This is a genomic window from Sphingomonas canaveralia, assembly GCF_047238125.1.
Lineage (GTDB): Bacteria > Pseudomonadota > Alphaproteobacteria > Sphingomonadales > Sphingomonadaceae > JBDFMH01.
This window is the reverse complement of record NZ_JBDFMH010000001.1, coordinates 1,118,983-1,140,947: the sequence shown is the minus strand read 5'-3', so window position 1 is coordinate 1,140,947 and position 21,965 is coordinate 1,118,983. Positions and strand designations below refer to the sequence as shown.

Annotated in this window: 23 protein-coding genes; 10 read left to right on the top strand and 13 right to left on the bottom strand. The window is 66.7% G+C overall.

Annotated features, from left to right (window positions below):
* Positions 1–88 precede the first annotated feature (88 nt).
* From trpS to ABC347_RS05440, 4 genes are all read right to left on the bottom strand, one after another.
* Positions 89–1,087, bottom strand: a complete 999-nt coding sequence (trpS, locus tag ABC347_RS05455; RefSeq protein WP_413244723.1) for a tryptophan--tRNA ligase — start codon at positions 1,085–1,087, stop codon at positions 89–91.
* Positions 1,087–2,640 carry a murein biosynthesis integral membrane protein MurJ gene (murJ, locus tag ABC347_RS05450; RefSeq protein ID WP_413244722.1) on the bottom strand — a complete coding sequence of 518 codons (1,554 nt, stop codon included), beginning with the start codon at positions 2,638–2,640 and terminating at the stop codon, positions 1,087–1,089. The genes trpS and murJ overlap by 1 nt, the downstream gene beginning before the upstream one ends.
* A 40-nt stretch (positions 2,641–2,680) precedes the next feature.
* Positions 2,681–3,184 (bottom strand): protein-export chaperone SecB, encoded by a 504-nt coding sequence (secB, locus tag ABC347_RS05445; protein WP_413244721.1) that lies wholly within the window; start codon positions 3,182–3,184, stop codon positions 2,681–2,683.
* Positions 3,185–3,281: 97 nt separating this feature from the next.
* A complete protein-coding gene (locus ABC347_RS05440; RefSeq protein WP_413244720.1) occupies positions 3,282–4,094 on the bottom strand; it encodes a class I SAM-dependent methyltransferase in 813 nt (270 codons plus the stop codon).
* A gap of 35 nt (positions 4,095–4,129) precedes the next feature.
* On the opposite strand from ABC347_RS05440, the gene ABC347_RS05435 reads away from it, so the two are divergent.
* On the top strand, positions 4,130–4,315 hold the full coding sequence (locus ABC347_RS05435; RefSeq protein WP_413244719.1) for a hypothetical protein: 186 nt from the start codon (positions 4,130–4,132) through the stop codon (positions 4,313–4,315).
* Between the two features lie 5 nt (positions 4,316–4,320).
* Here the strand turns inward: ABC347_RS05435 and ABC347_RS05430 are convergent, their stop codons facing one another.
* From ABC347_RS05430 to ABC347_RS05400, 7 genes are all read right to left on the bottom strand, one after another.
* Positions 4,321–5,799 (bottom strand): hypothetical protein, encoded by a 1,479-nt coding sequence (locus tag ABC347_RS05430; protein ID WP_413244718.1) that lies wholly within the window; start codon positions 5,797–5,799, stop codon positions 4,321–4,323.
* A 27-nt stretch (positions 5,800–5,826) separates the two neighbouring features.
* Positions 5,827–7,326 (bottom strand): TadA family conjugal transfer-associated ATPase, encoded by a 1,500-nt coding sequence (locus ABC347_RS05425; protein WP_413244717.1) that lies wholly within the window; start codon positions 7,324–7,326, stop codon positions 5,827–5,829.
* Between the two features lie 144 nt (positions 7,327–7,470).
* Positions 7,471–7,734: an ATP synthase F1 subunit epsilon gene (locus ABC347_RS05420; protein WP_413244716.1), complete on the bottom strand. Its 264-nt coding sequence runs from the start codon at positions 7,732–7,734 to the stop codon at positions 7,471–7,473.
* Between the two features lie 49 nt (positions 7,735–7,783).
* Entirely contained in the window at positions 7,784–9,241 is a 1,458-nt protein-coding gene (atpD, locus tag ABC347_RS05415) for a F0F1 ATP synthase subunit beta (protein ID WP_413244715.1), read from the bottom strand.
* Positions 9,242–9,263: 22 nt separating this feature from the next.
* On the bottom strand, positions 9,264–10,151 hold the full coding sequence (locus ABC347_RS05410) for a F0F1 ATP synthase subunit gamma (RefSeq protein ID WP_413244714.1): 888 nt from the start codon (positions 10,149–10,151) through the stop codon (positions 9,264–9,266).
* 126 nt (positions 10,152–10,277) lie between these two features.
* Positions 10,278–11,807: a F0F1 ATP synthase subunit alpha gene (atpA, locus tag ABC347_RS05405; protein WP_413244713.1), complete on the bottom strand. Its 1,530-nt coding sequence runs from the start codon at positions 11,805–11,807 to the stop codon at positions 10,278–10,280.
* Between the two features lie 2 nt (positions 11,808–11,809).
* Positions 11,810–12,364 carry a F0F1 ATP synthase subunit delta gene (locus ABC347_RS05400; protein WP_413244712.1) on the bottom strand — a complete coding sequence of 185 codons (555 nt, stop codon included), beginning with the start codon at positions 12,362–12,364 and terminating at the stop codon, positions 11,810–11,812.
* A 173-nt stretch (positions 12,365–12,537) separates the two neighbouring features.
* On the opposite strand from ABC347_RS05400, the gene ada reads away from it, so the two are divergent.
* From ada to ABC347_RS05355, 9 genes are all read left to right on the top strand, one after another.
* Entirely contained in the window at positions 12,538–13,584 is a 1,047-nt protein-coding gene (gene ada / locus ABC347_RS05395) for a bifunctional DNA-binding transcriptional regulator/O6-methylguanine-DNA methyltransferase Ada (protein ID WP_413244711.1), read from the top strand.
* Positions 13,585–13,617: 33 nt separating this feature from the next.
* On the top strand, positions 13,618–14,136 hold the full coding sequence (locus tag ABC347_RS05390) for a GNAT family N-acetyltransferase (RefSeq protein WP_413244710.1): 519 nt from the start codon (positions 13,618–13,620) through the stop codon (positions 14,134–14,136).
* A complete protein-coding gene (locus ABC347_RS05385; RefSeq protein ID WP_413244709.1) occupies positions 14,133–14,483 on the top strand; it encodes a GFA family protein in 351 nt (116 codons plus the stop codon). Before ABC347_RS05390 ends, ABC347_RS05385 begins: the two co-directional genes overlap by 4 nt.
* Before the next feature lie 7 nt (positions 14,484–14,490).
* Entirely contained in the window at positions 14,491–14,862 is a 372-nt protein-coding gene (locus ABC347_RS05380; protein WP_413247005.1) for a tRNA-binding protein, read from the top strand.
* A gap of 82 nt (positions 14,863–14,944) precedes the next feature.
* Complete coding sequence (locus tag ABC347_RS05375; protein ID WP_413244708.1) at positions 14,945–16,522, top strand: MFS transporter; 1,578 nt, start codon at positions 14,945–14,947, stop codon at positions 16,520–16,522.
* Between the two features lie 55 nt (positions 16,523–16,577).
* Positions 16,578–17,624, top strand: a complete 1,047-nt coding sequence (gene alr / locus ABC347_RS05370; protein ID WP_413244707.1) for an alanine racemase — start codon at positions 16,578–16,580, stop codon at positions 17,622–17,624.
* Positions 17,621–18,421, top strand: a complete 801-nt coding sequence (locus ABC347_RS05365; RefSeq protein ID WP_413244706.1) for an MlaE family ABC transporter permease — start codon at positions 17,621–17,623, stop codon at positions 18,419–18,421. The genes alr and ABC347_RS05365 overlap by 4 nt, the downstream gene beginning before the upstream one ends.
* The gene (locus tag ABC347_RS05360) at positions 18,418–19,188 is read left to right on the top strand and encodes an ABC transporter ATP-binding protein (protein WP_413244705.1); all 771 of its coding nucleotides are present in this window, start codon (positions 18,418–18,420) and stop codon (positions 19,186–19,188) included. The genes ABC347_RS05365 and ABC347_RS05360 overlap by 4 nt, the downstream gene beginning before the upstream one ends.
* Positions 19,189–19,248: 60 nt before the next feature.
* Entirely contained in the window at positions 19,249–19,698 is a 450-nt protein-coding gene (locus ABC347_RS05355; RefSeq protein ID WP_413244704.1) for a hypothetical protein, read from the top strand.
* Between the two features lie 3 nt (positions 19,699–19,701).
* Here ABC347_RS05355 and ABC347_RS05350 read toward each other — a convergent pair whose 3' ends face one another.
* Positions 19,702–20,874, bottom strand: coding sequence for an acetyl-CoA C-acetyltransferase (locus ABC347_RS05350; protein ID WP_413244703.1), 1,173 nt, complete (start codon positions 20,872–20,874; stop codon positions 19,702–19,704).
* A gap of 34 nt (positions 20,875–20,908) precedes the next feature.
* A complete protein-coding gene (locus tag ABC347_RS05345; protein WP_413244702.1) occupies positions 20,909–21,868 on the bottom strand; it encodes an alpha/beta fold hydrolase in 960 nt (319 codons plus the stop codon).
* Positions 21,869–21,965 lie beyond the last annotated feature (97 nt).

Below are 21,965 nucleotides of genomic sequence, written 5' to 3'. Positions count from 1 at the left end.
CAAGCTAGGCGATGACACGTCATCGGCCAAGTGTGCTGAACCATCGTTGAACGAAGCGGGAACCGAGTGGTTGCGCGGCTCCTCAGACCTAATCCAGCCCCATTGCCGCATAGGCCGCCGCCAGCTGTGGCGCGGCGGCAGCGCGCGCCTTCTCCGCGCCGCGCGCCAGCAGCCGGTCGAGCTCGGCCGGATCGCGCCGAAGATCCTCGAGCCGGGCGCGGATCGGAGCGAGGGTTTCAATCAGCAGATCCGCCAACGCCGGCTTGAAGCTGCCGAACCCCTGGCCGGCGACGCGGCCGAGCACGGCATCCACCGTCTCGCCGGTCAGTGCGGCGTAGATGCCGACCAGATTCTTCGCTTCGGCGCGCCCCTCGAGCCCGGCTGCCTCGGCGGGCAGCGGATCGGGATCTGTCTTGGCCTTTCGAACCTTCGCGGCGACGGTGTCACTGTCGTCGGTCAGGTTGATCCGGCTCATATCCGACGGATCGGACTTCGACATCTTCGCGCTGCCGTCGCGCAGCGACATGATGCGCGCGGCGGCGGGCGGGATGAAGGGTTCGGGCAGCACGAACAGATCGGTCTCGAAATCGGTGTTGAACTTGGTCGCGATATCGCGCGCCAGCTCCAGATGCTGTTTCTGATCGTCACCCACCGGCACGTGAGTCGCGTTGTAGAGCAGGACGTCGGCCGCTTGCAGCACCGGATAGGCATAGAGGCCGATCGAGGCACCCTCACGGTTCTTGCCGGACTTCTCCTTGAATTGGGTCATCCGGTTGAGCCAGCCGATCCGCGCGGTGCCGTTCAACAGCCAGCACAGCTCGACATGGGCGGGCACATGCGCCTGGCGAAACAGCGTGGCGCGATCGGGATCGACACCGGCGGCGATCAGTGCCGCCGCCATTTCGCGAATGTTCGCCTTCAGCTGGGCAGGCTCGTTGTGGACGCTGATCGCATGGAGATCGGCGAGGAAGAAGAAACAGGTGTCGGCCTCATGATCGTCCTGCATCCGCACCCAGTTGCGGATCGCGCCAAGATAATTGCCGAGGTGGAGATTGCCGGTGGGCTGGATGCCCGAGACGACGCGCATCACGCTTCCTTCTTCTTGCGGCGCATGAGGATGAGCATCGCCTCTCGATCGAGCGCGCCGACGATCCACGCCACGCCGAAATAGGCGACACCGCCGACGCCGACCAGCGCGGCGACGCCGGCCATCCGCTCTATCACCGATCCGGCAAACCAGTCCGCCAGCACCAGCTTCAGCGCATAGAGCAGCGCCACCATCACACCACCGGCGGCGAACTGGCGCGCGATCCGGCTCCAAAGCCAGCCCTCGATCCTGAAATGGCGGCGGCGGGCGAGGATGACGTAGAGCATGATCGCGTTCAGCCAGGAACAGGCGGCGATCGCGATCGCCAGCCCGTAGATGCCGAGCGGCGGGATCAGCGCGAAGTTGAGGATCACGTTGGCGACGAGCACGACGACCGCGGTCTTGACCGGAGTGGCGGTATCCTCGCGCGCATAGAAGCCGGGTGTGATGACCTTAACCAGCACATAGGCAGGGAGGCCGGAGACGATGATCGCCAGCGTGTTGCCGGTGACGAAGGCATCCTGCGCGGTGAACTTGCCGCCCTGGAAGAGCGCCGCCACCAGCGGCCCCGCGACCACGCCCAGCGCCAGTGCGGCGGGCAGGCACAGCAGCATCGCCAGCTCGACCGCCTGGCCCTGCACCTTCGCCGCCTCGTGCGGTTCGCCCTTGGCGATGAAGCGGCTGATCTGCGGAAGGATCGCGGTGCCGAGCGCGGTGCCGATCACCGACAGCGGCAGCTGATTGAGCCGATCCGAATAGTTGAGGTAGCTCATCGAGCCTTCGGGCAGGCGGGTGGCGAAGAACGTGTCGATCAGCTGGCTGATCTGATAGACGCCCGCACCCAGCGTGGCGGGGATCACCACGACGAAGAACTGCCTGACCGATGGCGTGATCCGCGGCCGCCGCAGCCGCAGCGAGATGGCCGCGCGCCGCGCACTATGCCAAAGCATCGCCAGCTGGAGCACGCCGCCCGCGGTGACGCCCCACGCCAGCGCCGTCGCCGAGACGACGCCGCCTTGCGGATACAGGATGAGCGCGAGCAGCATCGCGACGTTGAGCAGCGCGGGCGCAAAAGCGGCGGCGGCGAATTTCGTCAGCGAATTGAGGATGCCGGAGAACAGCGAGACGAGGCTGATCAACAGCAGATAAGGAAAGGTGATCCGGGTCAGGAACACCGTCAGTTCGAACTTGGCGCCGGTGTAACCCGAGGCGATCGCCGCCACGAACAGCGGCATCGCCAATTCGAACAGCAGCGTGAACAGGAACAGGGTGGGCAGGAAGACGGCCAACACGTCTTCCGAGAAGCGCTTGGCTTCCTCGATCCCGCCAGGACCGTGGAAGCGCTGCGAGAAGAGCGGCACGAAACCGGCGGAAAAGGCCCCTTCGCCGAACAGGCGGCGGAAGGTGTTTGGCAGCCGGAAGGCGACCAGGAAGGCATCGGCCGCGCCCGACGCCCCCATGATCCGCGACATCATCATCTCGCGCGCGAAGCCGAACACGCGGCTCACCATCGTGAGACCGCCGATCGTGCCGACCGCCTTGAGCATGTTCATCGACTGCTGTCCCGCCTGCGCCGCCGGTGGCGCGTGCCGATCAGGCCTGGCCGATCTGCTGGCCTTCGCCGGACTGCGCCTGCGCCTGGGCAATGTACATCGCGGCGAAATCGATCGGCTCGAGCATCAGCGGCGGATAGTTTCCGTCGCGCGTGACATCGGCGATGATCCGGCGCGCGAACGGGAACAGGATGCGCGGCGCTTCCGCCAGCAGGAATGGCTGCATCGCTTCCTCGGGCACGTTACGCAGGCCGAAGAGGCCAGCGTAGACGAGCTCAACCACGAACGCGACCTTGTCCTCGACCTCGGCGCGCGCCTCGATCTTCAGCGAGACCTCGTACACATCCTCGGCGACCTGGTTCGATCCGATGTTGAACTGGACGTCGATCTTCGGCTGGGTCTGCCACTGGAAGGCGTGCGGCGCGTGCGGATTCTCGAATGAGAGATCCTTCACATATTGCGTGATCACGCCGACCTGCGGCGCGGTATCCGCACCATTGGCCAGCGGTTCGCCGAATTCGGGCGCGCTTTCATTCTCAGCCATCGTCGAAGAACCTCGTTATCGGGAAAGCGGCGCGCTAGCAGGGGGCGGGGAGCGGGGCAAGGCGAACGCCGCCGCTGCGGCCGCCCGGAAAGGCTGATCAGCGCTTCGGCTTGATGAACTTCAGCGTCATCCGGTCACTCTCGCCGATCGCGCGGTATTTGGCTGCGTCGACATCCTTCAGGCGCATTACCGGCGGCAGCGTCCATACGCCTTCGGGGTGATCGGCCGTGTCCTTCGGATTGGCGTTCACCTCGCTCTCGCCGGCCAGCTTGAAGCCGGCGTCGGTGGCGAGCCTGACTACCGTCGATCGCTTCAGATAACCCGACTTCTGCTCCTCGGCCGAATTGCGGGCTTCGGGCAGGCGATGCTCGACCACGCCCAGCGTGCCGCCGGGCTTGAGCATCGCATAGAACGCCTTGAAGGCATTGGGCGCGGTGGCGCGATCGCCGCCCATCGTCAGGTTATGGACGTTGCGGAACGTCAGCACGACATCTGCCGAGCCCGGCGCCACTGTGGTGGTGCCAGTCGCGGTATCAAGCGTCGCGACAGTCGCCGGGCCGAACCACGCCTGCTTGTCGGCGATCAGCTTGTTGGCCAACTCGGCGCTGCGCGGACTGACGAGAGCGACATATCGGCCCTTCGCGGATGCCAGCGGCGCCAGGATCTCGGTGTACCAGCCGCCGCCTGGGATGAATTCGACGATTGTCTGGTTGGGCTTCACGCCGAAGAAGGTCAGCGTCTCGACCGGGTGGCGATATTGATCGCGGGCGCGGTTCGCCTCGCTACGGCGGCTGTCGGCAACCGCGGCCTTGATGGTGGCGGGCGCTGGCTGGGCGATGGTGGGGGCAGTGGCGCTCAGCGCGACCAGGGCGGAAATCAGGGCTTTGTTCACGCACGCTCTCCGATGCATAATCTTGGCCGGACCTTGGACAGGGTGCGTGACGGATGCAAGCAGGGCTGTGGGGCGTGGCGGCGGGATCGGCGGCAGTGGTCTTGGTCGCCGCGGTGGGCGAGCGTCGACGCACGAAGCGACGCGATCTCGACCGGGTTGGTTGGGTCCCGTGGACCGAGATCCTGCTGGCGGCGCTGTTCGCGGGTCTGATCGCCGCTGCGCTGGCTTTGAAAAGCTAGCGTTTTCAACGCCTCTGCAGGATCGTCTCGCGGCAGGCGGGGCGGTCCTCCGGCCGCGCGATGGCGGCGCCGACGGGCCGGATCGGCGACGGCAGCCGGGCAAGGGGCGCGACATAGGTCGGCGCGCCGCCAGGGACGACGGCCAGATAGCTGCACGGGCGGATCGGATTGACGGGCAGCCTGATCGCGCGTGCGATCTCCAGCGCGGGTGTGACGGCGCCGATCATGAGCGCGATCGCCACGACTGTGGCCCACAACCGGTTATTGCTGGAAGTTTTCGATCGGATGAGTAGATCGGCGGTCTGCACGGCCAGGATCGCCAGCGGAGCGATGCTAAGTCGCATGACGAGGTTGATGTCCCCGGATCTCGACGCGAGCGGAAGCAGAAGCAGCGTCGCGCCGGTGATTGCCAGCGTGGCGCCACCGAAGCGCATAGTCTCTCGCGTGCGAGCGATGGCGAGCAGGTAGGGCACAACCTCGATCGACACGAACAGCAGATGTTCGGGCCAGCGCATCGGCCGCTCGCCCCCGCCCACGGCGCCGCCGCTGCCTGTCGCCAGATACAGCAAGGACGGGATCGCGACTGCCAGCGCCGCAAGTGCGGGCAGCAGATCAGCGGGGCGCAGGCCTCGGTCGAGCAGCCGAGCCATGCCTGCATGGGCCAGGAACGGCATCGCACCTGCAAGGGCGAGCGGCGACCACAGCGCAAGCAGGGGCATCGGCACGAGCAGCACCGGCAGGCCGATCCGACCGGCACGCCAGAGCAGATAGAGCAAGGCTGCGGTCCAACCAGCGATCGCGTGCTGGGGAACCCAGAAGAGCAGGGTCAGCATCGACGAATATTGCTGGCTGCTCCACCATTCGATGTGGTCGGAGACCGGCTGGGCCATCAGCAGCTTGCCCAACGCATCCAAGCCCGAGAACGCGACGAGCAACGAGATCGCGATGCGGCGCTCGCGGCTGCCCTCGAACAACGCCGCGCCGAGCGCGAACAGGCTACCGAGCAGCACGCTGTTGCAGGCGAGAAGCGCGACCTGGGCCGTGCCGACACCGCTGGCCTTGCCGATTAGCGCAGGCAGTAGATACATGGCGGACGGCAGCCGCAGGATGAGCCGATCTGCTCCGGCGTAGGCGAACGGCCACGGGTAGACCACGAGATCGCGCAGCACGGCATCGCGGACCTGCCAATCGAGATTGGCGTGGAAGATCCGCCCCTCGCCGCCGAGCAGGCAGAGGCCGGTCGCGATCGCCAGGCACGCTATGGCCGTGTGGGCAGGTATCGCGCCGGAGAAACCGCGGGCGAATAAAACGCCCAGCACAGCGATGGCTATCGCGGACAGCCCGAGCACCGGCGCCGAGAAGCCGAGGAAGCTACCGAGCAGCAGGTGCGGCAACGCCAGCAGCCCGAAAGCCGTGCCTGCGACCGCTCGCATGGATATCGCGAGCGGGGCGGCGGCGGCGCGGGGGAGGGCGACGCTTGTCATGTCATCGAGCGGGTCGCCCCGCCTCCATCAGAGGCAGGCTTCCAGATAGGGCTGGTCGAAGCCGAACTGCTTTGCCTTGTCCAACGTGTAGGGGCGCAGGCCCATCGCGCGATACTCGCCCTTGATCTTTCCGTCGGCATCTTCGTCGATATATTCGAACTTGAAGAGCTCCTGGGTGACGATCACCGGACCCTCCATGCCGATCACCTCGGTGATGTTGGTCACGCGGCGAGATCCGTCGCGCAGGCGCTTCACCTGGATGATCAGATCGACCGAGTCGGCGATCTGGCGGCTGATCGCTTCCTTCGGCACCTTGATGTCGGACATCATCACCATGTTCTCCATACGCGCCAGCGCCTCGCGCGGGCTGTTGGAGTGGAGCGTACACATCGAGCCATCGTGACCCGTGTTCATGGCGGCGAGCATGTCGAAACACTCGCTGCCGCGGATTTCGCCCAGGATGATGCGATCCGGGCGCATACGCAGCGCGTTGACCACGAGGTCGCGGATGGTGACCGCGCCATGCCCTTCCAGGTTCGGCGGGCGGGTTTCCAGCGGCAGCCAGTGCGGCTGCTGCAGGCGAAGTTCGGCCGCGTCCTCGATGGTGATCACGCGCTCGCCGGGGTCGATCATCTTCGACAGCGCGTTCAGCATCGTCGTCTTGCCGGAGCCGGTGCCGCCCGAAATGACGATGTTGAACCGGCTGGCCCCCGCGATCTTCAGCGCTGTCGCCATCTTCGGGCTCATCGATCCGAAGCCCGCCATGATGTCGAGCGTGATCGGCTTGGCGGAGAATTTACGAATTGAGATCGCGGTGCCGCGCAGCGACAGCGGCGGCACGATCACGTTGACGCGGGATCCGTCGGCCAGGCGGGCGTCGGCCAGCGGTGTCGTCTGGTCGACGCGGCGGCCGACCTTGGACACGATCCGCTGCGCGATCTGGAACAGATGCTCCTCGTCGCGGAACGCGATGTTCGCGATTTCCAGCTTGCCCTTCTTTTCGATGTAGGTCTGGTCCGGGCCGTTCACCATGATGTCGGTGATCAGCGGATCGGACAGAAGTTCCTCCAACGGCCCGAGCCCGAGCAACTCATCGACCAGCACCTTTTCCAGCGCGAATTGCTCGCGGCGGTTCAGCGTGATCTTCAGCTCTGCCAGAACCTCGCCGATGATCGGGCGGAATTCCTCCGCCAGCTCGTCCTTGGTCAGCGTGGCCGCGGCCTCGGGATCGACCCGCTCCAGCAGGCGGGGAAGCACCTGTTCCTTGATCTTGTGGACCGACGCCTCGAAACCCTCGACCACCGATTTGCCGGCTTCACCCGAGGCATCCTGACGCTCGGTGAGCCGCGACATCGCATCCTGGTGTGCAGCGGGCATCCCCATGCCGCCGGGCAGCTCGACCGTTTCGATCGGCGGGAATTGCGTGCCGCCGTCGGCCGGCTTGCCGCCGCCCTGCATGGGCCGCGCCACCCCGAACGCCGGTCGCTGGCCGCCACCTGTTCCGCTGCGCTTGCCGAATGCACTCATGGTCAGCCAAACCCCACACAACACTTGTTCGCAGCGCAGGGTTAACCGCCAGACTTTGACAATTTCCTAACCAAGCCCGGAAAGCGAAAGGCCACCGTCCTGAAAACGATGGCCTTTCACCAGCTTTCAGCAAATGCCGGAAAGTCAGGCGATCTCGCGGGCTTCCTCGGCCAGCACGGTCAATCCCTTGTCGTTCACTTCCGCGAACCCGCCTTCGACATGGATGCGGGCGGAAACCGTGCTGGGGCCAGACAGGATCTGCAGTTCACCCGATCGGACGACCGACATGAACGGCGCATGGCCCTCGAGCACGCCGAAATCGCCTTCGGTGCCGGGCACGACCACCATGTAGACGTCCTCCGAGCGGACGAGCTTTTCCGGAGTCACGAGTTCGAAGTGCAGGGGCATCGATATCAGTCCTCAATCCCCTCCCCGAAGGGGGGGGTGATCAAATAGCTCAGGCGGCTTCGGCCAGCTTCTTGGCCTTCTCGACCGCCTCGTCGATGCCGCCGACCATGTAGAAGGCGGCTTCGGGCAGATGGTCATACTCGCCTTCGACCACCGCCTTGAAGCTCTTCACCGTCTCCTCGATCTGCACGAACTTGCCCGAGATGCCGGTGAAGACTTCGGCGACGTGGAACGGCTGGCTGAGGAAGCGCTGGATCTTGCGGGCGCGGCTGACGGTGAGCTTATCCTCTTCGGACAGCTCGTCCATGCCCAGGATCGCGATGATGTCCTGCAGCGACTTGTACTTTTGCAGCGTCTCCTGGACGCGGCGGGCGGTGTCGTAATGCTCCTGGCCGACGACGGCCGGGGTCAGCACGCGGCTCGTCGAATCCAGCGGATCGACCGCCGGATAGATGCCGAGCTCGGAGATGGCGCGGCTGAGCACGGTGGTAGCGTCCAAGTGGGCGAAGGAGGTGGCCGGCGCCGGATCGGTCAAGTCGTCCGCGGGCACGTAGATCGCCTGCACCGAGGTGATCGAACCCTTGTTGGTCGAAGTGATCCGCTCCTGCAGCGCGCCCATGTCCGTCGACAGCGTCGGCTGATAGCCCACCGCCGAGGGGATGCGGCCCAGCAGCGCCGACACTTCCGAACCCGCCTGGGTGAAGCGGAAGATGTTATCGACGAAGAACAGCACGTCCTGGCCTTCCTGGTCGCGGAAATATTCCGCGATCGCTAGACCCGACAGCGCGACGCGGGCGCGGGCGCCCGGCGGCTCGTTCATCTGGCCGAACACCAGCGCCACCTTCGAGCCTTCCGGCGTCGGGTTGCCGTCGGCATCCTTGGCGATGACGCCGGCATCCAGGAACTCGTGATAGAGATCGTTGCCCTCGCGGGTGCGCTCACCGACGCCAGCGAATACCGAGGTGCCGCCATGGCCCTTGGCGATGTTGTTGATCAGTTCCTGAATCAGCACGGTCTTGCCGACGCCGGCGCCGCCGAACAGGCCGATCTTGCCGCCCTTGGCATAAGGCGCCAGCAGATCGATCACCTTGATGCCCGTCACAAGGATCGAGGTGTCGGTCGATTGGTCGACGAACAGCGGGGCAGGGGCGTGGATCGGGCCGGTGGTCGCAGCATTGACCGGGCCGCGCTCGTCGATCGGCTCGCCGATCACGTTCAGGATGCGGCCGAGCGTCATCGGTCCGACGGGCACCCGGATCTGGCTGCCGGTATCGGTTACGGCCTGGCCGCGGGTCAGGCCTTCGGTCGAGTCCATCGCGATCGTGCGAACGGTGTTCTCACCCAGATGCTGGGCGACTTCGAGCACCAGGCGGGTGTCGCCATTGCGGGTCTCGAGCGCGTTCAGGATCGCCGGCAGCTGATCCTCGAAGGTCACGTCGACGACCGCGCCGATGACCTGGCTGATCTGGCCGACATTGTTGGTGGTCTGCAGGGGGGCGGTTGCCATCGTCTGGTTCCTTGTCTCTGGCTTACAGCGCCTCGGCGCCGGCGATGATCTCGACGAGTTCGGTCGTGATCGCAGCCTGGCGCTGGCGGTTATACTGGATGGTCAGCTTGTTGATCATGTCGCCCGCGTTGCGGGTGGCGTTGTCCATCGCGGTCATCCGGCTGCCCTGTTCGGACGCCGCATTCTCCAGCATCGCGCGGAAAAGCTGGACGGCCACGTTGCGCGGCAGCAGTTCGGCGAGGATCGATTCCTCGTCGGGCTCATATTCGACCGCGGCCGCGGCGACATCGGACTTGCCGGTCTCGACCGCCTTCGGGATCGCGACGGGGATGATCTGCTGCGCGGTGGGAATCTGCACCAGTGCCGACTGGAACTTGGCGTAGAACAGCTCGGCCACGTCATACTCGCCCGCCTCGAACCGCGCGGTCAGGTCACGGGCGACCTCGAGCGCATCGGTGAAGGCGACGTTCTTGATGTGGGTCTGATCGACCTGGTGGACGATCTTGCCCGGGAACAGCCGCTGGAGGACGGCGCGGCCCTTCTTGCCGATCAGGTAGAACTTCACGTCCTTGCCTTGTGCGATCAGCTCGTCCGCCCGCTTGCGCGCGGCCCGCACGATATTGGTGTTGAACGCGCCGGCCAAGCCGCGCTCCGAGGTGGCGACGACCAGCAGGTGGCGCTGGTCCGATCCGGTGCCGGCCAGCAGCCGCGGGCTTTCCGGCCCGACCACGATGTTCGCGGCCAGCCGCGCCATCACGTCGTTCAGCCGCTGGGAATAGGGGCGTCCGGCCTCCGCCGCCATCTGCGCGCGGCGCAGCTTGGCGGCAGCCACCATCTTCATGGCCTTGGTGATCTTCTGGGTCGATTTGACCGAGTTGATCCGCGTCTTGAGGGCTTTGAGGCTGGCCATCTTCCGTGCGTCTTCTTCTCTACCCGTCGCTCCTGCGGAGGCAGGAGCCTATGTCTCGATCGGCGAACGATGTCCCTCGCGGAGAGCGACATGGGCCCCTGCCTGCGCAGGGGCGACGGCTTCTACTTACGCGAAGGTCTTGCCGAACGCGGCGAGCGCGTCCTTCAGCTTGGCCTTCGTGTCGTCGCCCAGATCCTTGGTGTCGCGGATCGACGCCAGGATATCGGCGTGGTGCGAGCGGAAGTGCGACAGCAGCGCGGCCTCGTAGCGCACCACGTCCGCGGTCGGCACGCTATCGATATAGCCGTTGGTGCCGGCAAAGATCGACACCACCTGCTCCTCGAACGGCAGCGGCGAATACTGTGCCTGCTTGAGCAGCTCCGTCAGCCGAGCGCCGCGGTTCAGCAGCTTCTGCGTGGAGGCGTCGAGATCCGAGCCGAACTGCGCGAACGCGGCCATCTCGCGATACTGCGCCAGCTCCAGCTTGATCGAGCCGGCAACCTTCTTCATCGCCTTGGTCTGCGCGGCGGAGCCCACGCGGCTGACCGACAGGCCGACGTTGATCGCGGGGCGGACGCCCGCATTGAACAGGTCGGTCTCGAGGAAGATCTGGCCATCGGTGATCGAGATCACGTTGGTCGGGATGTAGGCCGACACGTCGCCCGCCTGCGTCTCGATGATCGGCAGCGCAGTCAGCGATCCGTTGCCGTTGGCGTCGTTCATCTTCGCCGCGCGCTCAAGCAGGCGCGAGTGGAGATAGAACACGTCGCCCGGATAGGCTTCGCGGCCCGGCGGACGGCGCAGCAGAAGCGACATCTGGCGATAGGCGACCGCCTGCTTCGACAGATCGTCATACACGATCACGGCGTGCATGCCGTTGTCGCGGAAATATTCGCCCATCGCGCAACCGGTGTAGGGCGCCAGGAACTGCAGCGGGGCAGGGTCGGAAGCAGTGGCGGCGACGACGATGGAATATTCCATCGCGCCATTCTCTTCGAGCGCGCGCACGATCTGCGCGACGGTCGAGCGCTTCTGGCCGACCGCGACATAGATGCAGTAGAGCTTCTTGCTCTCGTCATCGCCCTGGTTAGTGGCCTTCTGGTTGATGAAGGTATCGATCGCGACGGCGGTCTTGCCGGTCTGGCGATCGCCGATGATCAGCTCGCGCTGGCCGCGGCCCACGGGCACCAGCGCGTCGAGCGCCTTGAGGCCGGTCTGCACCGGCTCGTGCACCGACTTGCGCGGGATGATGCCCGGGGCCTTCACTTCGACGCGGCTGCGCTGGTCGGACGCGATCGGGCCCTTGCCGTCGATCGGATTGCCGAGGCCATCGACCACGCGGCCGAGCAGGCCCTTGCCGACCGGCACGTCCACGATGGTGCCAGTGCGCTTGACGGTATCGCCTTCCTTGATCTCCGAATCGGTGCCGAAGATCACGACACCGACATTGTCGGCCTCGAGGTTCAGGGCCATGCCCTTGATGCCGTTGGCGAACTCGACCATCTCGCCGGCCTGGACCTTGTCCAGCCCGTGGATGCGGGCGATGCCGTCACCGACTGACAGCACCTGACCGACCTCGGAGACTTCCGCCTCGGTGCCGAAGTTGGCGATCTGGTCGCGGATGACCTTCGAGATTTCTGCGGCGCGGATTTCCATGTTCAGCCTTTCATCGCGTGCGCGAGGGTGTTCAACTTGGTGCGAATGGAGCCGTCGATCTGGCGGCTGCCGAGCTTGACGATCAGGCCGCCCAGAATGGCGGGATCGACGCTGAGATCGACGGTGACGTCCTTGCCGGTCTCGGCCTTCAGCTTGGCCTTGAGCGCGGCGATCTGATCGTCGGTCAGCGGATGGGCGGAAACGACTTCGGCGGTGGTCTCACCGCGGTGGCGGGCGGCCAGCTGCGTGTAATCGCGGATCACGGCGGACAACGTGCCGAGCCGCCGGTTCTGCGCGAGCACGCCGAGGAACTTGGTGGTGAGCGGATCGAGCCCCAGGACCGGCGCGATGCCGGTGACGATCCGGCCGGCCTCGGCGCGGCCGACCTGCGGCGATCCGATCACGTTGCGCAGATCGGCGGATTCCTTGAGCGCCGCCTTCAACGTCGCCAGGCTGGCCGATACGGTCTCGATCGCCTTGTCGTCCCGCGCCAGCCCGAAAAGCGCCAGCGCATAGCGCCCGCTGAGGCTAGCCTGAATACCGCCGGAAGTCTCCACGCGCGTCGAATCCCCCAAATGGATTTCGTCCCATGCGAAAAGGGGGCCGCCGATCAGCGCCCCCGCCTGGGTCGCCGGCCGGTTAGCAGGGGTGCCCCCGCGATGCAAGGCGGCTGGACTTTGATCGCAAGCCGCGGGATGCGATGGCGTCCGCAACGGTCCAGACAGGGCCCATGACCAAGATCGACAACCTTGAAATGCCGACCACCGACGCGGCCTGGGCAGCCGTATTGCGCCGCGACCGCGCCTTTGACGGCCGCTTCGTGACGGGCGTACTGACGACCGGCATCTATTGCCGCCCGTCCTGCGCGGCGCGTCACCCGGACCGCCGCAACGTCCGTTTCTTCGCGGATGGCGCGGACGCGCGGGCGGCTGGGTTGCGCGCCTGTCTGCGCTGCCGACCGGACGAGGTGCCGCGCGATGCCGCCGCGATCGCCACCGCGACTGCCTTCATCGAATCTGCCGAGGAACGGCCCGCGCTGGCGGAGATCGCAGCGGTTGCCGGCTATGCGCCGCATCATTTCCACCGCCTGTTCAGCACCGCCATGGGCATGACCCCCGCCGCCTATGCGCGCGCGGTCCGCGCCCGGCGCGCGGAGCGGGCCTTGCAGGGAGACGGAACCGTGACCGACGCGATCTACGAGGCTGGTTATGCCGCCCCCAGCCGCTTCTATGCCGATGCCGACGATCGGCTCGGGATGACCCCTTCCGTCTGGCGGGATGGCGGGCGCGGCGTGGAGATCCGCTGGGCGATCGCGGATACCGTGCTCGGGCGGATGCTGGTGGCGGCGACCGCGCGGGGCATCTGCCGCCTGTCGTTTGACGAGGACGAGAGCGTGCTGGCTGCTCGCTTTCCGAACGCGACGATCCGGCCGGGCGGCGCCGTGCTTGACGATCTGATCACGCGCGCGATCGCGGCCGTGGCGGAGCCGGCGCGTGCACATGATCTGCCGATCGACGTACGCGGCACTGCGTTCCAGGAAGCGGTATGGCGGGAACTGTCGAGGATCCCACCTGGCGAGACGCTGAGCTACGCCGCGCTGGCAGCGCGGGCCGGCAAGCCGGGCGCGGCGCGCGCAGCGGGATCGGCCTGCGGCGCGAACCCGGTCGCGGTGCTGATCCCCTGTCACCGTGCGCAGCGTGGCGACGGCAGCCTCGGTGGCTATGCCTATGGCCTGGCCATGAAGACCGACCTGCTGAAGCGCGAGGCGAATGGCTGACAGCGACGGGCGGGCGCGATATGTCCCCCGCCCATGATCGCGATCCGCCCCGCCGTTCCGGCCGATATCCCCGCCCTCCACGCGCTGATCGAACGCGGCTATCGCGGCGACAGCGCGAAGATCGGCTGGACACATGAGGCGGATCTCCTGTCGGGGCATCGCACCGATGCGGTGGAACTGGCCGGGCTGGTGAGCGGCGCGCGATCGATGATCCTGCTCAGCTTCGACGGGGGCACGCTGGTCGGCTGCGTGCAGCTTATGCTGGTGGCACCCGGCACTGCCTATCTCGGCATGCTGACGGTGGATCCGGTGCGGCAGGCGGCGGGGCTTGGCCGGCAGCTGATCGCGGCGGCCGAGGCGGAAGCGGTGCGCCGGTTCGGGGCGTCGCGCATCGAGATGACGGTGATCTCGCGCCGCAGCGAGCTGCTGGCCTATTATGAGCGCCGTGGCTATGCGCGCACCGGCGAGATCCGGCCGTTTCCGGTGAAGGTGGATCCACCGCTAGACATGGTCGTGATGGCGCGGCCGCTGACGGGGCAAGACGCGCAATGACGATGGTGGAGGGCGGTTGCCACTGCGGCCTGGTGCGGTTCGAGGCATCGCTGCCGGAAGGCCCGGTCGAGGTGCTGGACTGCGACTGCTCGATCTGCCGGATGACGCGCTACCTGCACCTGATCGTGCCGGAGCCGAAGTTCCGGCTTATCGAAGGCAAACGCGACACCACCACCTATCGGTTCGGAACGGGCAAGGCGCGCCACATCTTCTGCAGCCAGTGCGGCATCAAGAGCTTCTACAAGCCGCGATCGCATCCGGACGGGATCAGCATCAATCTGAACTGCCTCGACGAGGGGCATGGGCTGGACGTGCGCGTAGTGCCCTTCGCCGGCCATGGCGATTGAGCCGACGGTGCACCTGAGCCACGATCCGTCCGCACCGATGGCGTCCGAGATCGCGTTCGACGATTTCCTTGCGGTCGACATCCGCGTCGGGACGATCGTCGCGGTCGATCCGTTCCCGGAGGCGCGCAAGCCATCGTGGAAGCTGACGATCGATTTCGGGCCGGTGATCGGGCGCAAGCGATCGAGCGCGCAGATTGTGGCGCTCTACAACGCCGAAGCGCTGGTCGGGCGGCAGGTGGCGGCGGTCGTCAACTTTCCGCCCCGCCAGATCGGGCGCTTCATGTCCGAGGTACTGACGCTGGGCTTTCCAAACGAGGACGGGGCCGTGGTGCTGATGACGCCGGACCGCGCCGTGCCGAACGGCGGCCGCCTGTTCTAGCGGCACGGGCCGGGCCGGGATCCGCTTGCCCGCCACACCGACACGCGCCTAGATCGCGGCAAACAGGAACAGGGGGGCGTGGATGGCGGGCGTGGATGGGAAGCGTGATCGGCTGGTGATCCTGGCATCGTCGCTGGGCACCGTGTTCGAATGGTACGACTTCTTCATCTACGGCACGCTCGCTGCGATCATCGCGCAGCAGTTCTTCCCGGCGGTCGATCCAACCGCGGGCTTCCTGCTGGTGCTGGCGACGTTCGGAGCGGGCTTCGGGGTGCGGCCGCTGGGCGCGATCCTGTTCGGCTATCTGGGGGATCGGCTCGGGCGCAAATATACGTTCCTGGTGACCGTGACGCTGATGGGCGTCGCCACCGCCGCGGTCGGCGTGCTGCCGACCTATGCGCAGGCGGGCATCGCGGCGCCGATCTTGCTGGTGATCTGTCGGCTGGCGCAGGGGCTGGCGCTGGGCGGAGAATATGGCGGCGCCGCCGTCTATGTCGCCGAGCATGCGCCTGCGAACCGGCGCGGCTTCTATACCAGCTTCATCCAGGCCAGCGTGATCGGCGGTTTCCTGCTGAGCCTGGCGGTGGTGCTGGCATCGACCACGATCGTCGATCAGGCGGCGTGGACCGAATGGGGCTGGCGGATCCCATTCCTGTTCTCGATCCTGCTGCTGGCGGTCTCGCTCTGGATCCGGCTCAAGCTGAAGGAGAGCCCGGTCTTCCAGGCGATGAAGGCCGGCGGCGAGGTGGCGGCGCACCCGTTGCGCGAAAGCTTCGCCAGCTGGCCGCGGATCCGCATGATGCTGGTCGCGCTGTTCGGCATCGCCGCCGGGCTGACGGTGATCTGGTACACCGCGCAGTTCCAGGCGCTCTACTTCCTCCAGAACACGGCTCGCATAGAGGATACCGCGGCCCGGCTCATCGTGGGTATCGGGGCGGTCTTCAGCCTGTTCTGGTTCATCCTGTTCGGCTGGCTGTCCGATCGAATCGGTCGCAAGAAGCCGATCGTGATCGGCTACGCGCTGACCATCGCGCTGATGTTTCCGCTGTTCCACTGGATGGCGGGCGCCGCCAATCCGGAACTGGCCCGCGCGATGGCGACCAATCCCGTCGTCGTTTCTGGCAGCGACTGTTCCTATGATCCGTTCGCAACCAAGGGCCAGCCGACTGCCTGCGGCAAGCTGCTCGACATCCTCTCGAAGAAAGGCGTCGCCTACACCAAGCTGGTGACACCGGATGGCACGCCGCCGGCGATGCGGATCGGCGGCCGCCCGGTCAACACATCTTCCCCCGAGGCGGTCGATCGTGCGCTGGCCGAGGCGGGTTACAAGCTCGAGAAATCGGTGCCGCCGCTCGGCCGCTCGCTGGAAATCGTGCTGGCGATCGTCACGATCGGCTTCCTTTCGGGAATGACCTACGGCCCGGTCGCGGCGCTGCTGGTCGAACTGTTTCCGGCGCGTATCCGCTACACATCGATGTCGATCCCCTATCATATCGGGACCGGCTATTTCGGCGGGTTCCTGCCCTTCATCAGCCAATATATCGTGGCGCGTACGGGCGACCCCTTCTCGGGCATCTGGTACACGATCGGCGTGGTCGCGATGGCGCTGGTTGTGACGCTGATCTGGCTGCCCGAGACGGCCGGCAAAAAGCTGGAATGACGTCGCATCCGGTCGAGGGGTGACGGATCCCCGAGGCTCGGCTATCGGCGCGCCGGTGCCGCCAGAACCGCCCCTGCGCCTGATCCTGTCGAAAGACGCGCTCGTCGCCAACTGGCGCTGGCTAGCGGCACAGGGTGGGCGCGCGGCATGCGGCGCGGCAGTCAAGGCCGATGGCTATGGGCTGGGCGCAGGCGCGGTGGTCGATGCGCTGGCCGCCGCGGGCTGCCGCGATTTCTTCGTCGCGACCTGGTCCGAGGCGCTCGCACTCGGCCGGCTCGATGACGGTCTGTCGCTGTCGGTGCTGCACGGCATCCGCGATGCCGATCTCCCGGTCGCGAGCGATCACAAGGCGCGGCCGGTGCTGAATTCCCCCGCGATGATCGCGCGGTGGTGCGAGGCTGCGCCGGGCCGCCCGTGCGACGTGATGATCGACACCGGCATGAATCGCCTGGGCCTGACACCCGAGGAGGCCCGATCCCCGTTGACCGCACCGCTCGCCATCGAGACGCTGATGAGCCATCTCGCCTGCGCGGACGAGCCGGGCCACGCGATGAACGAGCAGCAGCTGTTCACGTTTCGCGGGCTGAAGGGGCAGGTGCCGGCGCGGCGCTACAGCCTGGCCAATTCGGCGGGCGTCTGCCTCGGCCGGCGCTATGCCTTCGATCTCACCCGGCCGGGGCTGGCGCTTTATGGCGGACAGCCCGTGCAGGGGCTGGACGATGCGATCCTACAGGTCGCGCGGGTGGAGGCGGCGCTCATCCAGATCCGCGAGATCGCGGCCGGCCAGACGGTTGGCTATGGTGCCACCTTCACCGCGCCGCGGCCGATGCGGATCGGTATCCTGAACATCGGCTATGCCGACGGCTATCTGCGTGCCTGGGCCGGGCACGGTATCGCGCGGCTGGACGGGGCGGCGTGCCCGCTGGTCGGGCGCGTCTCGATGGACCTGGTGGCGATCGACCTGACCGCGGCACCGCAGGGGCGCGAGGGTGACTGGCTGACGCTGGATTATGCGCTGCCAGCGGCGGCGGCGGCGACCGGCCTTTCGCAATATGAGTTGCTGACCGGGCTTGGCCCTCGCTATCAGCGGCGCTGGTCATGAGTATCGCGTCCCCCTCCGCCGCCGTCATCGGCCTCTTCGCCGCCATCGGCGGGCTCGCCGTACAGATGCTGGGCGCCGTCGGCCGGGTGACCCGCTTCGCGGCGACCACCGTCGGCCGCGCGCTCTTACCGCCTTACTATCCGGGCAAGCTGCTGGAGCAGATCGCGCAGATCGGCTGGTTCTCGCTCCCTGTGGTCGGGCTGACCGCGATCTTCACCGGCGCCGCGCTGGCGCAGCAGACCTTCACTGCCGGATCGCGCTTCAACGCGACTTCGACGGTACCGGCGATCGTGGTGATCGGCATCGTGCGCGAACTCGGCCCCGTGCTGGTCGGCCTGATGGTGGCGGGGCGCGTCTCCTCCGCGATGTCGGCCGAACTCGGTACGATGCGGGTGACCGAGCAGCTGGATGCGATGACGACGCTGCGCACCGATCCGTTCCGTTACCTGATCGCGCCGCGGCTGTTCGCGGCGGTGATCGCGCTGCCGCTGCTGGTGCTGATCGCCAATGCGATCGGCATCCTGGGCGGCTATCTGATCGCGGTCTACAAGCTGGGCTTCAATGCCGGCAACTATCTGAACGTGACCCGCCATTTCATCGAGGCGGACGATTTCGCGATGGCATTGATGAAGGCCGGCGTATTCGGTTTCTTCATCGCGTTGATGGGTTGCTATCATGGCTATCGGACCGAGGGCGGCGCGGCCGGCGTGGGCCGATCGACCACCAACGCAGTCGTCTCCACCTTCATCCTGATCCTGCTGTCGAACCTGCTGATCACCGTGGCGGCCTTCGGATGAGCGCGCCGGTGGCGGCGATGCCGAAGATCATTCTCGAAGATGTCGTAAAGGCCTTCGCAGGCCGCACGATCCTCGACGGCGTGAACCTCACGATCGAGCCGGGCGAATCGATGGCGATCATCGGGCAGTCAGGCAGCGGCAAATCGGTGACGCTGAAGTGCATCCTGGGCATCATCCGGCCCGACAGCGGGCGTATCCTCGTCGATGGTGAGGATGTGACGACGATGGGCCCGCGCGAGCTTGAGCGGCTGCGCGCCAAGTTCGGCATGCTGTTCCAGGGATCGGCCCTTTTCGATTCGCTGCCGGTGTGGCGCAACGTGACGTTCGGCATCACTCAGGGCCGATTGCGCGAACCGGCCAGGATGCGCCGTATCGCCGAGGAGAATCTGGCGCGGGTCGGGCTCGACGCGCGGATCCTGAACCTCAGGCCCAACGAGCTTTCCGGCGGCATGCAGAAGCGTGTGGCGTTGGCACGGGCGATCGCGCCGCGGCCCGAGATCATCTTCTTCGACGAGCCGACGACGGGTCTCGATCCGATCCGAGCCGACGTGATCAACGACCTGATCGTCGAACTGGTCGAAGGGCTGGGCGTGACGGCACTGACGATCACCCACGACATGGCCTCGGCCCGCAAGATCGCGCACCGCGTGGCGATGCTCTACCAAGGCAAGATCATCTGGCGCGGCCCGCGCGACCGGCTGTACGACAGTGGCAATCCCTATGTGGATCAGTTCGTGCAAGGACGGGCGGACGGCCCGATCCGCTGATCGGCCGTCGCGGATCGTTAACCGCTGGTGCCTATGCGGCACGGATGCGAAGGACCCGTCATGCTGCCGCGTGAACCATTGCCGATCAATCACAGCTGGCCGCTATTCGAGCGGGACGCACGGTTCGATCACGGCATGACGTTCGACCTGAAGGCGCTGGCGGAGGCACAGCTCGGGAGCGGTCCAGCTCATGTGCCGCCGGTCGGCCACTGGTCCTGCGACCTGCGGGATCAGTCGCTCAGCTGGACGGACGCCGTCTATGACATTTTCGGGCTACCGCGCGGCGCGCCGGTCAAACGCAGCGAAAGCGTCGCGCTTTATTCGGAACCGTCGCGTGCAGTGATGGAACGGCTGCGGGCCTATGCCATCCGCCACCGGCGCGGCTTCACGCTTGATGTCGCCCTGCGACCCGCCAGTGGCGGCACGCGCTGGATGCGGCTGATCGCAGCACCGGTCTGCGTCGGCCGAGAGGTGATCCGGCTCGAAGGAATCAAGCGCGCGCTGGACTGACGATCAGCGCTCGATGCAGAGCGCGATCCCCATGCCGCCGCCGATGCAGAGCGTGGCCAGCCCCTTCTTCGCATCGCGCCGGCCCATTTCGTAGAGCAGGGTCGTCAGCACGCGGGCGCCGGATGCACCGATCGGATGGCCGATCGCGATTGCGCCGCCATTCACATTCACCTTGTCGGCATCCCAGCCGAGCTCCTTGCCGACCGCCAGCGCCTGCGCCGCGAACGCCTCATTGGCTTCGATCAGGTCGAGATCGGCCAGCGTCCAGCCGGCCCTCTCCAGCGCCTTGCGGCTGGCGGGGGCGGGGCCAATCCCCATGATCGACGGATCGACGCCGCAAGTGGCCCAGGATGCGATCCGGCCCAGCACCGTGCTGCCGCGGCGGGCGGCTTCCTCCGCCGACATCAGCACGAGCGCGGCGGCTCCGTCGTTCAGTCCGGATGCGTTCGCGGCGGTCACCGTGCCGTCCTTGCGGAAAGCGGGGCGCAGCGCCTGCATCGCGTCGATCGTGGCGCCGGCGCGGATATATTCGTCCTGGTCGACGACGGTCTCACCCTTGCGGCCCTTGATCGTGACGGGCGCGATCTCGTCGGCGAAGCGGCCGGCGCTGCGGGCCGCCTCGGCCTTGTTCTGACTGGCGACCGCGAAGCGATCCTGCTCGTCGCGCGTGATCTGGTACTGCTCTGCCAGGTTCTCCGCGGTGATACCCATGTGATAGGCATTGAACGCATCGGTCAGCCCATCATGAACCATCGTATCCACCAGCGAGACCGGGCCCATCTTCTGCCCGGCGCGCAGCTGCTGGGCATGCGCCGCGAGCGACATGCTCTCCTGTCCGCCGGCGATCGCGACGCGGGCATCCCCGAGACGGATCGCCTGCGCGGCCAGCGCCACCGCGCGCAGCCCCGATCCGCAGACCTGGTTGACGCCATAGGCGGTCGCCTCCTTGGCGATGCCCGCATTGATCGCGGCCTGGCGGGCCGGGTTCTGGCCGTGGCCGGCGGTGAGCACCTGGCCCAGCACGACCTCGTCCACCTCATCGCCGCCAACCCCTGCCTGCGCCATGGCAGCCTCGATCGCGATCCGGCCGAGTTCCTGCGCCGGGGTCGCTGCGAACGCGCCGAGAAAGCTGCCCACCGGGGTACGCTTAGCGGCGGTGATCACGACATCGGTCATTGTTCTTCTCCGGTTGGGCTGGCCGTGGCCGGCTCTAGCAGCCGGCGTCGAGTCCCGAAAGCCACGCATCGAGAGGCGCCCAGACCCGCTCCGGCGCGCGCCCGCCGATGATCATGCCGACATGGCCGAGACCCAGCGTGATGCGATCACCGGCCCCATGCGCCGTTGCCGACGGCACGATCCGGTCTGTCGTCGATACGATATCGAGCAGGGGGCAGGGCAGGACGTGAGGGTCGATCCGATGACCGCCGACCCGCCAGCGGCCGGATCCGGGCTCGTCAGCGGCCATGAAGCGATCGACCAGATCGCGTCCCGCCGCCAGCGTGAGCGGAGGACCATCATTGGCCCAATCCTCCAGTCGCACGAAATCGGCCAGCGCCGGATCCAACGCATCGATCCCGGCCAGCCGCTCGAACTTGCCCACCGTGCGGGCGGGATCAAGGCGCCAGAACCCGGTCTGCAGCACCTCCATCGGCAGCAACCCCATCTGCTCTGCTGCCGGTTGCGCATGCGCGAACATGGCGCGCAGCCCTTCGCGGGCCGCGTCCGGGAAGCCGGCAAAGCGCCAAGGCGCTGCAAGCGTGGCAACACCCCGACACGCAATGTTGGCAGCGGCTGCCAGCGCCATCGTGCCACCCAGGCAATAGCCTACCAGCGCCGGTCGCCGACCGAGCGCAGCCAGCAACGGCAGCAGCAAGGCCTCGACATGGCCAGCAATGTCGAGAGCGCGTTCCGCAGGCTCGGGCCCGCCCCAGTTCACGAGCAGGATGCGGTGCCCACGAGCGGACAGATGTCGCAACAGCGAATTCTCCACCGCCAGATCAAGCACGCGGGGCGGATTGATGAGCGAGGGCACGAATACGACCGGCGCGCCGGCGCCGCCATAATCGTGCAGCGCGGCGCGGCCATGTCGGGTGATGATCGGCGGCAGCGCGGGCGCCGCCGGGCGCGGTGCCTGCTGATAGACCCGTAAACCTGCGAGAATGCGCGCCATCCGGACCGGGTCTGCTGCGGTTTCGCTGCGCACCATCTCCAGAAACAGCGGCAGCGGACGTGGCTTGTGTTGCGGTGCGGAAAGATTCGGTGCTACA